Annotated in this window: 15 protein-coding genes; 8 read left to right on the top strand and 7 right to left on the bottom strand. The window is 40.8% G+C overall.

All coding sequences use genetic code 11. From position 1 onward, the window contains the following. Positions 1–9: 9 nt before the first annotated feature. The 3 genes from KZZ04_RS11060 to rsmD form a co-directional block, all read right to left on the bottom strand. Positions 10–456 carry a GatB/YqeY domain-containing protein gene (locus KZZ04_RS11060; protein WP_008114877.1) on the bottom strand — a complete coding sequence of 149 codons (447 nt, stop codon included), beginning with the start codon at positions 454–456 and terminating at the stop codon, positions 10–12. 19 nt (positions 457–475) lie between these two features. After that, complete coding sequence (gene rpsU / locus KZZ04_RS11055) at positions 476–691, bottom strand: 30S ribosomal protein S21 (RefSeq protein ID WP_002957797.1); 216 nt, start codon at positions 689–691, stop codon at positions 476–478. 145 nt (positions 692–836) lie between these two features. Beyond that, positions 837–1,442 (bottom strand): 16S rRNA (guanine(966)-N(2))-methyltransferase RsmD, encoded by a 606-nt coding sequence (gene rsmD, locus KZZ04_RS11050; protein ID WP_138530600.1) that lies wholly within the window; start codon positions 1,440–1,442, stop codon positions 837–839. A 206-nt stretch (positions 1,443–1,648) separates the two neighbouring features. On the opposite strand from rsmD, the gene ftsY reads away from it, so the two are divergent. From ftsY to rpoH, 4 genes are all read left to right on the top strand, one after another. Then, positions 1,649–3,406, top strand: coding sequence for a signal recognition particle-docking protein FtsY (gene ftsY / locus KZZ04_RS11045; RefSeq protein WP_219422791.1), 1,758 nt, complete (start codon positions 1,649–1,651; stop codon positions 3,404–3,406). A gap of 85 nt (positions 3,407–3,491) precedes the next feature. Beyond that, positions 3,492–4,169: a cell division ATP-binding protein FtsE gene (gene ftsE, locus KZZ04_RS11040; RefSeq protein ID WP_058404528.1), complete on the top strand. Its 678-nt coding sequence runs from the start codon at positions 3,492–3,494 to the stop codon at positions 4,167–4,169. Then, positions 4,166–5,152: a permease-like cell division protein FtsX gene (gene ftsX / locus KZZ04_RS11035; protein WP_058404527.1), complete on the top strand. Its 987-nt coding sequence runs from the start codon at positions 4,166–4,168 to the stop codon at positions 5,150–5,152. Before ftsE ends, ftsX begins: the two co-directional genes overlap by 4 nt. A 443-nt stretch (positions 5,153–5,595) precedes the next feature. Continuing rightward, positions 5,596–6,459 carry an RNA polymerase sigma factor RpoH gene (gene rpoH / locus KZZ04_RS11030; protein ID WP_219422758.1) on the top strand — a complete coding sequence of 288 codons (864 nt, stop codon included), beginning with the start codon at positions 5,596–5,598 and terminating at the stop codon, positions 6,457–6,459. Positions 6,460–6,725: 266 nt separating this feature from the next. On the opposite strand, the gene KZZ04_RS11025 is transcribed toward rpoH, so the two are convergent. The 4 genes from KZZ04_RS11025 to gpmM all read right to left on the bottom strand — a co-directional run bounded on the left by KZZ04_RS11025 (position 6,726) and on the right by gpmM (position 11,527). After that, the gene (locus KZZ04_RS11025) at positions 6,726–7,481 is read right to left on the bottom strand and encodes a divergent polysaccharide deacetylase family protein (RefSeq protein WP_219422757.1); all 756 of its coding nucleotides are present in this window, start codon (positions 7,479–7,481) and stop codon (positions 6,726–6,728) included. A 76-nt stretch (positions 7,482–7,557) separates the two neighbouring features. Further along, the gene (locus KZZ04_RS11020; RefSeq protein ID WP_219422756.1) at positions 7,558–8,805 is read right to left on the bottom strand and encodes a S41 family peptidase; all 1,248 of its coding nucleotides are present in this window, start codon (positions 8,803–8,805) and stop codon (positions 7,558–7,560) included. A gap of 34 nt (positions 8,806–8,839) precedes the next feature. Further along, on the bottom strand, positions 8,840–9,979 hold the full coding sequence (locus KZZ04_RS11015) for a murein hydrolase activator EnvC (RefSeq protein ID WP_219422755.1): 1,140 nt from the start codon (positions 9,977–9,979) through the stop codon (positions 8,840–8,842). A 3-nt stretch (positions 9,980–9,982) separates the two neighbouring features. After that, positions 9,983–11,527, bottom strand: a complete 1,545-nt coding sequence (gpmM, locus tag KZZ04_RS11010; RefSeq protein WP_219422754.1) for a 2,3-bisphosphoglycerate-independent phosphoglycerate mutase — start codon at positions 11,525–11,527, stop codon at positions 9,983–9,985. 271 nt (positions 11,528–11,798) lie between these two features. Here gpmM and KZZ04_RS11005 point away from each other — a divergent pair, with 271 nt between their 5' ends. Genes KZZ04_RS11005 through gpsA form a run of 4 tightly spaced genes read left to right on the top strand, consistent with a single transcriptional unit; the run spans position 11,799 to position 14,054 of the window. Further along, positions 11,799–12,230 carry a rhodanese-like domain-containing protein gene (locus KZZ04_RS11005; protein WP_058404523.1) on the top strand — a complete coding sequence of 144 codons (432 nt, stop codon included), beginning with the start codon at positions 11,799–11,801 and terminating at the stop codon, positions 12,228–12,230. Positions 12,231–12,262: 32 nt separating this feature from the next. Then, the gene (gene grxC / locus KZZ04_RS11000; protein ID WP_058404522.1) at positions 12,263–12,520 is read left to right on the top strand and encodes a glutaredoxin 3; all 258 of its coding nucleotides are present in this window, start codon (positions 12,263–12,265) and stop codon (positions 12,518–12,520) included. A 34-nt stretch (positions 12,521–12,554) separates the two neighbouring features. After that, entirely contained in the window at positions 12,555–13,043 is a 489-nt protein-coding gene (gene secB, locus KZZ04_RS10995) for a protein-export chaperone SecB (protein ID WP_058404521.1), read from the top strand. Positions 13,044–13,046: 3 nt separating this feature from the next. Further along, positions 13,047–14,054, top strand: coding sequence for an NAD(P)H-dependent glycerol-3-phosphate dehydrogenase (gene gpsA / locus KZZ04_RS10990; RefSeq protein WP_058404520.1), 1,008 nt, complete (start codon positions 13,047–13,049; stop codon positions 14,052–14,054). Positions 14,055–14,063 lie beyond the last annotated feature (9 nt).

Below are 14,063 nucleotides of genomic sequence, written 5' to 3'. Positions count from 1 at the left end.
TAGGGAGTGTTAGGCAGTTAATCTTTGCTTAATTAAACCAGAGATCTTGCCCATATCGGCGCGACCTTCAGCTTTGCTTTTGATTATACCCATTACTTTACCCATGTCTTGCATACCTGCTGCGTTAGTATCAGCAATAGCCGCGTCAATGAGAGCTATGATTTCTTCTTCGCTCAATTGTTGAGGTAAGAAGGCTTCAAGTGCTGTTATTTCATTGGCTTCAATTTCAGCTAAATCATCACGCCCAGCATCTTTATACTGAGTGTAAGAGTCGCGACGCTGTTTAACAAGCTTTACTATAACGGAGGTAATACCTGCGTCGTCTAGTGTTATCTGCTCGTCAATCTCACGTTGCTTGATTGCAGCAAGTACCATGCGAATAGGGTTAAGACGTTGTTTGTCTTTAGCTCTCATCGCATCTTTTTGCGCATCTTTTAGCGTTATTAAAAGGCTCATTTATACAAGACCAAATGTATTAGTATAATTTAACGCGACGAGCGTTATCACGAGAAAGTTTTTTCATGTGACGCTTAACTGCTGCAGCTTTTTTACGCTTACGCTCAGCTGTTGGCTTTTCATAGTGCTCGCGACGACGAACTTCTGAAAGGATACCTGCTTTTTCACATGAACGCTTGAAGCGACGAAGTGCTACGTCAAACGGTTCGTTCTCTCTTACTTTAATTACTGGCATTAAAAATTCACCTACCTAAATTATGAGCGTTGCTCAAGTTGATCAAACATTGATCAAGTGGTTCAAAAATGGTGCGGTATTGTAATCCGAAGCAACACCACATGTAAAGGATAATATTAACAGAAACCCATAGCGTTAAACAGTCTTAATTTGTTTGGCGACGGTAGAGCCTGCTAAACACTTGTCCAGATTTTTTTTCTTTAATTAACAGCCAGTTAGTTGGGATGTTGAATGTATTTAGATCGCTCTCAACTTCAACATAAATAAGCGCATCTTCGTTAAGCCAGTTATTTATTTCTAATAAGTTACAGCTAGTTTGGGCTAAATTTTTGCGAAAAGGCGGGTCAACAAAAACCAAATCAAATGGCGTGTTAATATTTTTTTGTTCTAAAAATGAAAGTGAGTTTGTATGTTTTACCTGCGCATTGATCAGTTTTAGCGTTGAGATATTCTGCTCTAGTTGCTTTGCTGCACTTGGGTCAAGTTCTAAAAATGTAGCGTTGCTTGCAAACCGTGAAAGTGCTTCAAATCCTAATCCCCCTGATCCTGCAAAACAATCGAGAACATTTGCGTCGCGCGTGTCTTGCATCAACCAGTTAAATACCGTTTCTTTGATTCTGTCGGTTGTGGGGCGTAAGCCTTGTACGTCTTTTACTGGAAGCTTACGGCCCCGAAATTGCCCACTTATCACTCTAATAAAGCCATCAGTAGATTTGCTAATTGCTTTATTTTTAGTTGTTTTATTTCTCATTTAGCTCACTAAAAAATGGTATCTGGGATCTAGCTCAGATAATATTGTAGTAGATTACGTATAGCTTCATTTTTCAACCGCATTAAAAGTGTTACTATTGAACACTTATGTTTTGAATGGTTGTTTGGCTGGCAAAGTATGTTGGCTCTTCCAAGCTATTTTCAAATTTTAGTTTATCAGATTTTTATAAGTGGTTATTAGCAAGTATGGCAAAAAAAAGTAAATTAATGTCTTGGCTCGGCTTTGGTAAGTCAGATAAGAAACAAGCCGAACAAAAAGCAGAGGCTGATAAACAACAAGCTTTAGCAGAGCAGGAAGCTAAACGCTTAGAAGAACGCGTTGTCGCTGAAAAAGCCGAACAAGAGCGTGTTGCTGTAGAGCAAGCTGAAAAATTAGCAATAGAACAAGCAAATGCTGAACTGCTAGCAAAAGAACGTGCTGCAGCAGAGCAAGCAGAGGCCCAGCGTTTAGAGCAGGAACGCGCTGCTGAGCAAGCTGAGGCGCAACGTTTAGAGCAAGAGCGTGTTGCAGCAGAGCAAGCAGAAGCCCAGCGTTTAGAGCAAGAGCGTATAGCAGCTGAACAAGCAGAAGCGCAGCGTTTAGAGCAAGAGCGTATAGCAGCTGAACAAGCAGAAACGCAGCGTTTAGAACAAGAACGTATAGCAGCAGAGCAAGCAGAAGCCCAGCGTTTAGAGCAAGAGCGTATAGCAGCTGAACAAGCAGAAGCGCAGCGTTTAGAACAAGAACGCATAGCAGCAGAGCAAGCAGAAGCGCAGCGTTTAGAACAAGAACGTATTGCAGCAGAGCAAGCAGAAGCGCAGCGTTTAGAACAAGAACGTATTGCAGCAGAGCAAGCAGAAGCCCAGCGTTTAGAGCAAGAGCGTATAGCAGCTGAGCAAGCAGAAGCCCAGCGTGTAGAACAAGAACGTATAGCTGCAGAGCAAGCAGAGGCGCAACGTTTAGAGCAAGAGCGCCTTGCTTTAGAAAAAGCTAAGCAAGCAGAAAAGAGCAAGCAAGGAGAAAAACCTAAAAAAGAAGGGTTTTTCTCTCGTCTTAAAAAAGGGTTACTAAAAACTCGCGTTAATATAGGCGCTGGCTTTTCATCTATTTTTAGCGGTAAAAAAATAGACGATGACCTTTTTGAAGAGCTGGAAACTCAATTATTAACGGCTGATTTAGGTGTTGATACGACCATGAAGTTAATCGATAGATTAACGGATGGTGCAAATAGAAAGCAGCTGAAAGACGGCGATGCACTGTATGAATTAATGAAGCAAGAGATGGCCAGCATGCTCAAGACTGCTGAGCAGCCATTAATAATACCCGCAGAAAAAAAACCGTTTGTGATTTTAATGGTAGGTGTAAACGGTGTTGGTAAAACAACGACCATTGGTAAGTTGGCAAAACAGTTTCAAAATGAAGGTAAGTCGGTCATGCTTGCTGCGGGCGACACTTTTAGAGCCGCTGCGGTTGAGCAACTTCAAGTATGGGGTGAGCGTAACAGCATCCCGGTTATAGCACAGCACACCGGAGCCGATAGTGCATCGGTGGTATTTGATGCTTTTCAGGCTGCAAAGGCGCGTAATGTTGATGTGTTAATTGCTGATACAGCTGGCCGTCTGCAAAATAAAGATAATTTAATGCAAGAGCTTGAAAAAATAGCTCGCGTAATGAAAAAAATAGATCCTGATGCACCGCATGAAGTTATGCTAACAATAGATGCTGGCACAGGGCAAAATGCGATTAGTCAAGTAAACTTGTTTAACCAATGTGTAGGTTTAACGGGTATTACTTTGTCAAAACTTGATGGTACAGCAAAAGGTGGGGTTATTTTTGCAGTAGCGGATAAGTTTAACATTCCAATTCGTTATATTGGTGTTGGTGAAGGTATTGATGATTTACGTTCTTTCAAGAGCGATGACTTTATTGATGCATTATTTAGCCAAGATGAGGACGACGTTTAATTTACCAAGAAGGGAGCTTGCTCCCTTTTTAATTGCAAGGAATACCAATTGCATTAACACTTTAATGAGGTTGGCATAATAAAAAATGATAAACTTTCAGCAAGTAAGTAAAACCTATCCAGGTGGGCATCGAGCCCTCGAAAAAGTTAATTTTCATATCAAACCCGGCGAACTTGCCTTTTTAACAGGTCACAGTGGCGCAGGTAAAAGTACGCTTTTAAAATTAATTAGTTTAATGGAACGCCCTTCTGCCGGTAATGTGTTTATTAATGGTATTGATTTGAATAAAGTTAATTCGCGTCAAATTCCTTATGCACGACGAGATATTGGTATTATTTTTCAAAATCATCGATTACTAGAGCGATACACTGTATTTGATAATGTTGCGCTACCGTTGATCATTGAAGGTACTCACCGTAATCAAATTGCAAAGCGTGTTCATGGTGCGCTCGATAAAGTGGGTTTAATCGATAAGGTTAAATGTCACCCATCTATGTTGTCAGGTGGTGAGCAACAGCGAGTTGGTATTGCACGTGCTATTGTTAATTCTCCGCCAATTTTACTTGCTGATGAGCCAACGGGTAACCTAGATCCTGAACTGTCTATGGAAATACTTAAATTATTTGAAGACTTTAATAAACACGGCACAACCGTACTTATTGCTACCCATGACTTAGGGCTTGTTGCGCGCATGAAGTATAGGAGCTTAACGTTAAAGGATGGCAGAATGCTTGAAGATCCATTAGCGCAGGGGGCATTATGAGTTTATTGTTTAAAAGCCGCCAAAACAAAAACGAAAAACAAAAAAAATCATTCATTTCAAATGGCTATTTTTTTATCGTTAATATTTTTCGTCAAGGGATTCATAGTCTGGGTGAAATGTGGCGCACACCACTGGCATCTATGATGACAATTGCGGTACTTGGATTAAGCTTAACGCTTCCTGCCACACTTTACTTAGTGGTTAAAAACGTGCAGCAAGTAAGCAGTGGCTTTGAAGAGGCCAGTGAAATATCGTTATTTGTAAAACAAACAATGACGGAACAAGAAACAGCAACGTTAGTTAAGCGCTTAGCCTTATACCCTGAAGTAGAGAGCGTAACGTTTATTTCAAAGCAGCAAGCATTAAAAGAGTTTCAGGAAGTGTCAGGTTTTGGGCAAGCGCTAGAATATCTAGATAGCAATCCATTACCCGATGTTGTGCTAGTTACACCCACCAAGCGGCACCGCCAGCCTAATGCTGCAAAGGTGCTTTTAACTAAGTTAGAAGCGGAGCGTGAGGTTGATTTTGGCAAGCTTGATATAGCCTGGTTAGAGCGCTTAAATGCACTACTTGGCTTGCTAAAAGAAAGTGTAATAACCATTACCTTGTTATTATTAACGTCTGTAACGCTCATAATAGGTAACACTATTCGCTTATCTATCATGGACAAAAAAGAAGAAATACAAGTAATGAAGCTTGTAGGTGCTACAAATACATTTATACACGCGCCATTTTTATGGACCGGTATTTGGTATGGCGTTATTGGTGGATTGTTTGCTTTTATATCCGTTGCGCTAATGATGTGGTGGCTTTCTTCAGCCGTAAATAGCGTGGCTGGTGTGTATCAAACTAACTTTTTACTCATTGGTTTAACGCTTAGCGAATTTGGCTTTTTGGTTTTACTTGCTACAAGCTTGGGGTTTGTTGGCTCTTACTTATCTGTAAATAGATACATTAAAGAAATAGAGCCAGACAAAGTGTAATAGGTACCTGCATAGCTCGTTGCTAATTAAGCGAGCTATATAGGTTATGCTATTGATGTTTTATTCACTTTAAAGTGAAACTTTTTTGAATAGACATTTAACTTTATGAGTGTGTTGCTCTCTTCCTCATCTACACAAACTTATATAAGTGAACTAACTCAGTGCTTAGCGCGTATGCTAATGGGTTGGGTTGTACAGCCTCTATATAAACTGTCACATTTATCTACTACCCTCCATATTTGGCATGAATTGTAAATAAGGTGAAAAACTCACGTTAACCACCTGCAATCCCTTAATTCATCGCTTATTCAGTCGCTTATAGTAGACTTCAATAACGCTAAAAAACCGCTTGATTTATGCTTTAAAAAAGTTTTAAATTGGGGTTAGCACTCTTAGAGAAAGAGTGCTAAGATGGTTTCAAATGTTTATCACCGAGGTGAAAAATGAGTAAAGATTTATACGCAATGGCACTTACAGTTGGACAACAAAGCGCAAGCATGGATGGCTATCTTCAAGCGGTGAGCACTATCCCTATGCTTAAAGTTGAAGAAGAGCAAGAACTTGCTAAAAAGCTTCAGGAAGAAGGCGATCTTAGTGCTGCAAAGCAACTCATTATGTCGCATTTACGTTTTGTAGCGCATATAGCAAAAAGCTACTCGGGATACGGTTTACCACAAGCTGACCTTATTCAAGAAGGTAATATAGGCCTGATGAAAGCGGTTAAACGTTTCGACCCAAGCGTGGGTGTTCGTTTAGTCTCATTTGCAGTGCACTGGATTAAAGCTGAAATACACGAATTTGTTCTGAAGAATTGGCGTATTGTTAAAGTAGCTACAACTAAAGCACAGCGTAAATTATTTTTTAATCTTCGTAAAAATAAAAAGCGTCTAGGCTGGTTTAACCAAGCAGAGGTTAGCACTGTTGCTAGTGAGCTGGGTGTAAGCGAAAAAGAAGTGCGTGAAATGGAATCTCGCATGAGCGGTCAAGATATGGGGTTTGATTTAACGGGTGATGATAACGATGACGCCCCAACAAGCACTTATTCACCGGTACAATATTTAACAGATGGTTCTGCTGATTTAGCAGATGACATTGAACAACAGCAATGGCAAGAACAGTCACATACTCGTTTGTTCAGCGCACTTAAAACACTTGATGAGCGTTCACAAGATATAGTTAGTGCTCGTTGGTTATCTGACGATAAAGCAACACTGCAAGAGCTTGCTGAGAAATACAGCGTATCAGCTGAGCGTGTTCGTCAGCTTGAAAAAACAGCAATGAAAAAGCTTCAAAGCGCTATGTGTTGATACGTTCTAAAAGCGTAACATTTTAAAAGCCCTGCATGAAATGCAGGGCTTTTTTGTTGAAAATTAATAATGTACACAAATATCATACCAATTCACTTATGAGGCCGGAAAACGTGTTGATAGCTAGGCAGAAAAATTGCTATTTATTTGTTCTAAATGAGAATTTTTTCACGCAGTTAGCGACACATTTAGCTCCGCAAAATGATTAAGTATCATTGCGGATGGGTATTATAAAGCATAAGAGACAAATACCTTATTTGATTTAATTATCGCGCGCTAATTGTTTTTCCTTGAGCCTGCGCTAACTGAATGTATTTGCGTTGTACTAACTGAGAAACTGGCACTAATTCATAGCCTTGTTGGCTCAGCTCTGGCAGTGCTTTACGCAAAAAATCTATCGTCTCTGGGTAGGGGTGGGCAATGGCAATAGCAAAGTTGTGTTTAGTTGCTTTTTGTTTTAGTTCATCGAGCCTAAACTGAAGCTGATCTGCTGTTGTTATGTTGTCTAAAAAAACATGACGACTAACATTTTCGACCCCAAAAAAATTGGCGGCATTTTGTGCTTGGCTTTGGCCTGTTGTCCGGCTATCTAAAAAGTATAACTGTCGCTTTTTAAGTACTTCCATTGTCCATTTCATGGCTTGGCTTTGCTGAGTTAATGCCGAGCCCATGTGATTATTCACGCCTCTAACCTGCGGCAAACTTGCTAGTGCTGTTCCTAGGGTTTGTTGTAGCTGAGCTTTGTCCATATCAAGGGTTAGCGCACCTGGCCCAAGCGCTTTGCCGTTAAGCGCCTGCATAGGCACATGTAACAGTAACTCTTTATTTGCTTTGCTAGCACGTGTTGCAAAAATTTGTGAATAGGGTGTGTGGGGCAAAATTGAATAGGTCAATTGCCCAGGCAAGGTTAAAAACTCTAAGTCTCTTTGGTGGTAGCCTATATCATCAATGACTATCGCTATTTGTTTAGCGTTGGCGTTAGCGCTAAAGTAAGCAATACATATGCTGATAAAAAGCCACATTCGTATGTTTTTGTTAATAGTATTCACGTTTATAATTTTTATTATCTTTTTCTCAGTAAATGCCAGAATTTAACTGTTACTGCATGCTGAGTAATTGTTTCGCTTTAACTAATTGTAAATCAGCTAAGGTATTAACAAGCTGGTTTTGGTTATTTTTTGCTTGCTCATTTTTTATTATAACGGCTTTATTGTTTTGTGGAAGTATTGTTTGATTAATCGTCACATCGGGTGTTATTCCAACGCCATCAATTGATTTACCAGAAGGGGTAAAATACTTTGCGGTGGTGAGCTTTAATGCAGTGTTACCATTCCCTAGTGGTATAAGTGATTGCACCGACCCTTTCCCAAACGATTGGCTTCCAACCACTTTTGCTCTGTGGTTGTCTTTTAAGGCGCCGGCTAAAATTTCGGCCGCAGAAGCTGAGTTTTCGTTAATAAGTACAACAATTGGGGTGCCTTTGAGTATGTCGCCCCGTTTAGCATAAAAAGCCTGGTTAGCGTCAAAGTATCGGCCCTTAGTTGTAACTATTGTTCCACTTTGTAAAAAGAGATCCGAGACCGCAATCGCACTTTTTAACGTGCCACCGGGGTTATCACGTAAATCAATAACAAGTCCTAATAATGGGGAATCGTAATTATTTTGCATCGCTGCAATTTGCAGTGCTACTTCATGTAGCGTGTGATTAGAAAAACTATTGATAGCTAAGTAGCCAATGCCTGACTCTAAAATTTTACTGGTTACACTTTCTAGTTGTATTTGCGTACGAGCTACGTTAAACGACACAGGGGCAGGGCTTTCATTTCGCTTAACGGTGAGGTTAATCGTTGTAAATTGATTTTCTTTTATTAACACGGCCACCTCTTCAACGCTGAGCGTGTTTACCGCTTTTTGATTAACACTTACAATAATATCGTTTGCTAATATCCCCGCTTTTTTGGCTGGAGAGTTACTCACCACATTGACAATTTTTATATCTTTATTAACTTTTTTAACCTCAATACCAATGCCTGTGTAGCGGCCATTGGTATTGTCAAATAAGGCGTCTAACTCGTGTTGATTTAGGTATTTAGAGTAGGGGTCTAGCTTTGAGTATAAGCGCTCAAATTGTTTGTTGTTGTATTGTACATAATGGCTGTTTTGTAGATCTAAATCGTCAACATAATAAGCGTGTATGTTAAATAAAATTTCATCGATTTGTTGGCTTTTTAGATTTTTTACTGAGCTTGCGAGTGCACTGTTAAATATTAAAATAAAAGTGAATAAAAGCAGGCTGGAAACATAGCCTGCTTTTTTAAATGCGGGTATTACATTATTGTTTTTCATCAGCTACTCCTCAGCGGAGCAGCGGTTTAGTCAATTAAATTCGTCTGCACCATTTTACGGGGTTTACTGCGCGTCCTTTGTGTCGTATTTCAAAGTATAGACCAGAACTTGCCTGCCCGCCGCTTTGACCAACCAACGCTAATGTTTCACCTTGTCGTACCATGTCACCTACGTCTCTTAGTAGCGTTTGGGCATGGCCATACAAGCTCATAAAGCCTTCACCATGATCGACTACAATTACCCAGCCATAACCTTTTAACCAATCTGCAAATACAACTTGCCCATTGTGGACACTATTTACATTGGTACCTTCTTTTGCACCTATAAGCACGCCTTTCCAGTCAATGCCGCCATGCTTTCGTTGGCCAAATGTGTGCTGTAATTTCCCTTTACTCGGCCAGTTTAATTTCCCTTTATTTTTATTAAGACCAAGTAATTCTATTTTTTCTGTTTTTTCTTTTTCAAGTTCTTCAATAGTGGTAACCAATATTTGCTGATTTTCTTTTAAGTAATCGATTGAGCTTTTAGTACTTGTAAGTTGAACCTGAAGGTTCCTGAGGTTTGCCTGGCGTTCACTTTGTGCATTTACTAAAGCTGTTTGACGTTTTTTTTGCTCATCGTACAAAGCTAATAGCTTTTCTTTTGTTTTATTTAGTGCAATTTGGTTTAACGTGATTTGTTGTTTAAGTTCTTTTAATTCTTCTATCTGTTCAATTCGTGCTTTGTTGAGGTAATTATAATAGCTCAGTGTGCGCTCAAATTGCGCTGTGTTTTCTTGATTCAGTAACATTTTAGAGTAGTCATCACCACCTGCCATGTAAGCACTTTTTAACTGCGCCCCTAAAATACGTTGAAATTCGATATGTTTTTTATCTAGCTCATCAGCTTTTATTTGTTGTTGATTTTGCTGTTGCTGGGTTTCTTTAACAGACTGCTCAGCCATGTTGAGTGCTTTAGCGTTTTTAGCTATTTCAAGCTCATGGCTTTTAAGGTTTTTTTGAAGTTGAGATATTTTTTTTCGTTGTTGATTATACTCAGATTGGCTTTGTTCAAGTGCTTGTTTCACCTGTGATAGATCTTTTTTAGTGCGATCTTCATTGGCAACTGCTGATGCAGTCACCAATGAGGCGAGTATTAAGCCGCACTTAAAGTATCGGTTAACACGTTTAATCATGGGTTATTTCAACGTCATGATAGGCGTGCCAGTCATTTCACTTGGCTGCTCCATGCCCATTAAATGCAGCATAGTAGGGGCAACATCACTTAATGCTTTACCCTCTGATGGTGTAGCATCGCGACCAACATAAATAAATGGCACCGGTTCACTTGTATGCGCGGTATGTGCTTGGCCCGTTTTAAGGTTAGCCATTTGTTCTGCATTACCATGATCGGCCGTGATCAACGCTTCACCGCCAAATTCATTTAATGCACCAACTACACGGCCAATACATGCGTCAACGGCTTCGCAGGCTTTTACGGCGGCATCAAATACACCTGAGTGGCCAACCATATCGCCATTAGGGTAGTTACATATAATGGCATCGTATTTTCCGCTTTTAATAGCTTCTACGAGTTTGTCGGTCAGCATTTCTGAGTTCATTTCAGGTTGTAAATCGTAGGTTGCTACTTGTGGTGAAGGGATTAATTCACGCGTTTCACCTTCAAATTCGTCTTCTCGTCCGCCACTAAAAAAGAAGGTAACGTGTGCGTATTTTTCTGTTTCAGAAATACGTAATTGCGTTTTACCTTGCTTTTCAAACCATTCCCCTAATACGTTAGTAAGAGGAGTTGGGCCAAAAGCAACGGGTGCGTCTATATCGGCTGCATATTCTGTCATCATGACAAATGCGCTAAGAGCCGGAGATTTTTTCTTGGTAAAGCCGCCAAACTCAGGCTCAACAAAGGCGCGTGTAATTTCACGTGCTCGGTCTGCCCTAAAGTTTGCAAAAATAACGGTGTCGCCATCATTAATCTGGGCCGCTTCGGTACCTTCTGGTGTAATGGTTGTAGGAGCAACAAACTCGTCGTTTTCATCGCGTTCATACGCTGCATTTAATGCGGTTACACCATTGGCGTAGTTAAATTCTCCAATGCCAGAGGTCATTACATCATAGGCTTTTTCTACACGATTCCAGCGGTTATCTCTATCCATTGCATAATAACGACCAACGAGTGTTGCTAATCGTCCACAATTAAGTTTTGCAAATAACGATTCTATACGCTCAATAGATGCTTTGGCACTGCGCGGTGGGGTATCACGACCATCTAAAAATGCATGAAAATAGACTTCCTTAGCACCGCGTTTTGCAGCCAACTCTATGGTTGCAACAATATGGTCTTCATGGCTATGCACACCACCCGGGCTCAATAGCCCCATAACATGAACAGCTTTACCAGCGTTTACTGCTTTATCAATATTTTCAACAAGTGCAGGGGTTGAGTCAAATTCACCGTCATTTATCGCTTTGGTGATCCGAGTAAAGTCTTGATACACGATACGACCAGCCCCTAAGTTTACGTGCCCAACCTCAGAGTTACCCATTTGTCCATCAGGGAGACCTACATCAAAACCAGACGCTGAAATTAACGTGCGAGGGCGAGTCGCCCATAAATCGTCTAATACTGGGGTGTTTGCAGCGAGTATTGCGTTGCTTTGCTCGTCTTCACGATATCCCCAACCGTCTAAAATCATTAATACCAGTGGTTTTTTATGTTCAGTCATAGTCACTCCTAAAAGTTAGCACCTGTTTAGCTTTAGCATACCGTGTTTTGTTACTTGAATCAGCATACAAAACAGCATATTAAATTTTTTCACTTAATTGAATATCGTATTGATGACGATGTGCGGTTAATAACCTTTATATGGGGTGTTTTTAGTACTTTTAAACTCTGTGTAAACTCGCATTTTAAGTTGGTTTGGGTATACTTGCGTGGCTAAAGTCTAAAATGTCTAAAACATTGCGTTTTGGGATGTAATTTATAGTGGAAGTCGAATGGATCAATATATTGAATTTATAAGCAATCACCCTATTTTAAGCCTAGCTTGGGTTGGTATTGTTTTTCTTATTGTCAGTGGTTGGATAAAAAGTAAGTTTTCAGCTATCCGTCAAATAAACCCTCAGCAGCTAACGCTACTTATTAATCGTGAAGACGGTCAAGTAGTCGATATGCGTGCACAAAAAGAGTTTACGTCTGGTCGTATTTCGGGTGCTGAACATTTAAGCCCTGAAAATGCAAAAAAATCTGACTTTTCAGCCCTTGAAAAGTACAAGACTAAACCCATTATATTAGTATGTACTACAGGTATGACAGCCCAAGGTACTGCTACAGCAATGCATAAAGCCGGTTTTGAGCAGGTTTATGTATTAGCAGGCGGAATGGGTGCATGGCAATCTGCTAGCTTACCAACGATAACAGGTCGCTAATCACATTTAGCTAGACCGATAGAGGATTTATTATGAGTAACGTTGTTTTATACACCAAGGCATATTGTCCATTTTGTCAGCGCGCTATGGCGCTTTTAAAAAGCAAAGGCGTTGAGTTCACTAATTATGATATTGGTGTACAACCTGAGCTTCGTGATGAAATGATCACTAAAGCAGGTGGCGCAAGCACTGTACCGCAAATTTTTATTAATGATGAACATATCGGTGGCTGTGACGACATGATGGCTATTGAAGCGCAAGGCAAACTTGACGCTAAGCTACACGCTTAATTTAATTATAATAACGAACAAGTTGGGAATAACAATGAACGAAGAAACTCAAAACGCAGCAGCGGCACAAGACGCAGGCGCACAATTTACTATTCAACGTATTTACACTAAAGACGTGTCGTTTGAAACGCCAAACTCTCCGGCGATTTTTCAAAAAGAATGGACGCCAGAAGTTAAGCTAGACCTAGATACTCGCTCTAACAAGTTAGACGAAGGTGTATTTGAAGTTGTTTTAGCATTAACGGTTACAGCATCAATTGGCGAAGAAACTGCGTTTTTATGTGAAATTCAACAAGCGGGTATTTTTACTATTGCTGAGGTTGAAGAAGTACAGCTTGCTCATATGCTAGGTGCATTTTGTCCTAACGTATTGTTCCCATATGCACGTGAAGCAGTATCTAACCTAGTTAACCGTGGCACTTTCCCACAGCTGAACCTTGCGCCAGTAAATTTTGACGCGTTATTTGCACAGTACATGCAACAACGTACTACGCAAGCTGACCAGGTTACAGCAGACGCATAACTTATGAGTACAGCAACTTCAGCTGTTACTGTATTAGGGGCGGGGTCTTATGGCACCGCCCTTGCTATTTGTTTAGCCCGAAATGGTCATAATGTGACGCTTTGGGGACGCAATAGCGACGACGTTGCCACGCTTGCAGCTGAGCGGAAAAATCAACGTTACTTACCTGACGCACCATTCCCAGAAACGCTAAAACTAGAAGCCGATTTACAACGTGCAGTTGCATGCAGTGCTATTGTGCTCGTTGTTGTGCCTAGCCATGCATTTGGCGACACGCTTGCGCAGATAAAGCCTGCGTTGCAAGCCGATGCAAAAGTAGCATGGGCGACTAAGGGCCTTGAGCCCAATACGGGGCGCTTATTACAAGAAGTTGCACAGCAAGAGTTGGGTGATGAAATGGCGCTTGCGGTACTTTCGGGTCCTACATTTGCTAAAGAAATGGCAATGGGTTCACCAACAGCTATTTCTGTTTCGTCTACTTCACCTGAGTTTGCACAGCAGCTCGCCGATTTACTGCATTGTGGTCGCTCGTTTCGTGTGTACAACAATGATGACTTTATTGGTATCCAACTGGGCGGTGCGGTTAAAAATGTAATTGCTATTGGCGCGGGTATTTCTGACGGCGTAGGTTTTGGAGCGAATGCTCGTACAGCCTTGATCACTCGAGGCCTTGCTGAACTGACTCGGTTAGGTTGTGCACTGGGCGCAAAGCCAGAAACCTTTATGGGGATGGCGGGTTTGGGTGACTTAATTTTAACCTGTACTGATAACCAATCGCGTAATCGTCGTTTTGGTTTAGCACTGGGTAAAGGTGAAAGTGTTGAAGCCGCTATTGAGTCGATAGGCCAAGTGGTAGAAGGCTTTAGAAACACCAAAGAAGTGTATTTACTTGCCCAGCGTGCAGGCGTTGAAATGCCTATCACTGAACAAATCTATAAAGTACTTTATGAAAATAAAGACATGAAAGCCGCTGCTATGGCATTGCTAGGAAGAGAGCAACGCTCAGAATAGCTTTCATCA

Source organism: Pseudoalteromonas sp. CR1 (genome assembly GCF_019392235.1).
Lineage (GTDB): Bacteria > Pseudomonadota > Gammaproteobacteria > Enterobacterales > Alteromonadaceae > Pseudoalteromonas.
Note: the sequence above shows the minus strand (reverse complement) of the source record. Positions and strands in the feature narration are given on the sequence as shown.

Bases quoted from the DNA above. Each gene is read 5' to 3' on its own strand.
- KZZ04_RS11060 (WP_008114877.1), bottom strand. From the start codon at position 456: ATGAGCCTTTTAATAACGCTAAAAGATGCGCAAAAAGATGCGATGAGA.
- rpsU (WP_002957797.1), bottom strand. From the start codon at position 691: ATGCCAGTAATTAAAGTAAGAGAGAACGAACCGTTTGACGTAGCACTT.
- rsmD (WP_138530600.1), bottom strand. From the start codon at position 1,442: ATGAGAAATAAAACAACTAAAAATAAAGCAATTAGCAAATCTACTGAT.
- ftsY (WP_219422791.1), top strand. From the start codon at position 1,649: ATGGCAAAAAAAAGTAAATTAATGTCTTGGCTCGGCTTTGGTAAGTCA.
- ftsE (WP_058404528.1), top strand. From the start codon at position 3,492: ATGATAAACTTTCAGCAAGTAAGTAAAACCTATCCAGGTGGGCATCGA.
- ftsX (WP_058404527.1), top strand. From the start codon at position 4,166: ATGAGTTTATTGTTTAAAAGCCGCCAAAACAAAAACGAAAAACAAAAA.
- rpoH (WP_219422758.1), top strand. From the start codon at position 5,596: ATGAGTAAAGATTTATACGCAATGGCACTTACAGTTGGACAACAAAGC.
- KZZ04_RS11025 (WP_219422757.1), bottom strand. From the start codon at position 7,481: ATGTGGCTTTTTATCAGCATATGTATTGCTTACTTTAGCGCTAACGCC.
- KZZ04_RS11020 (WP_219422756.1), bottom strand. From the start codon at position 8,805: ATGAAAAACAATAATGTAATACCCGCATTTAAAAAAGCAGGCTATGTT.
- KZZ04_RS11015 (WP_219422755.1), bottom strand. From the start codon at position 9,979: ATGATTAAACGTGTTAACCGATACTTTAAGTGCGGCTTAATACTCGCC.
- gpmM (WP_219422754.1), bottom strand. From the start codon at position 11,527: ATGACTGAACATAAAAAACCACTGGTATTAATGATTTTAGACGGTTGG.
- KZZ04_RS11005 (WP_058404523.1), top strand. From the start codon at position 11,799: ATGGATCAATATATTGAATTTATAAGCAATCACCCTATTTTAAGCCTA.
- grxC (WP_058404522.1), top strand. From the start codon at position 12,263: ATGAGTAACGTTGTTTTATACACCAAGGCATATTGTCCATTTTGTCAG.
- secB (WP_058404521.1), top strand. From the start codon at position 12,555: ATGAACGAAGAAACTCAAAACGCAGCAGCGGCACAAGACGCAGGCGCA.
- gpsA (WP_058404520.1), top strand. From the start codon at position 13,047: ATGAGTACAGCAACTTCAGCTGTTACTGTATTAGGGGCGGGGTCTTAT.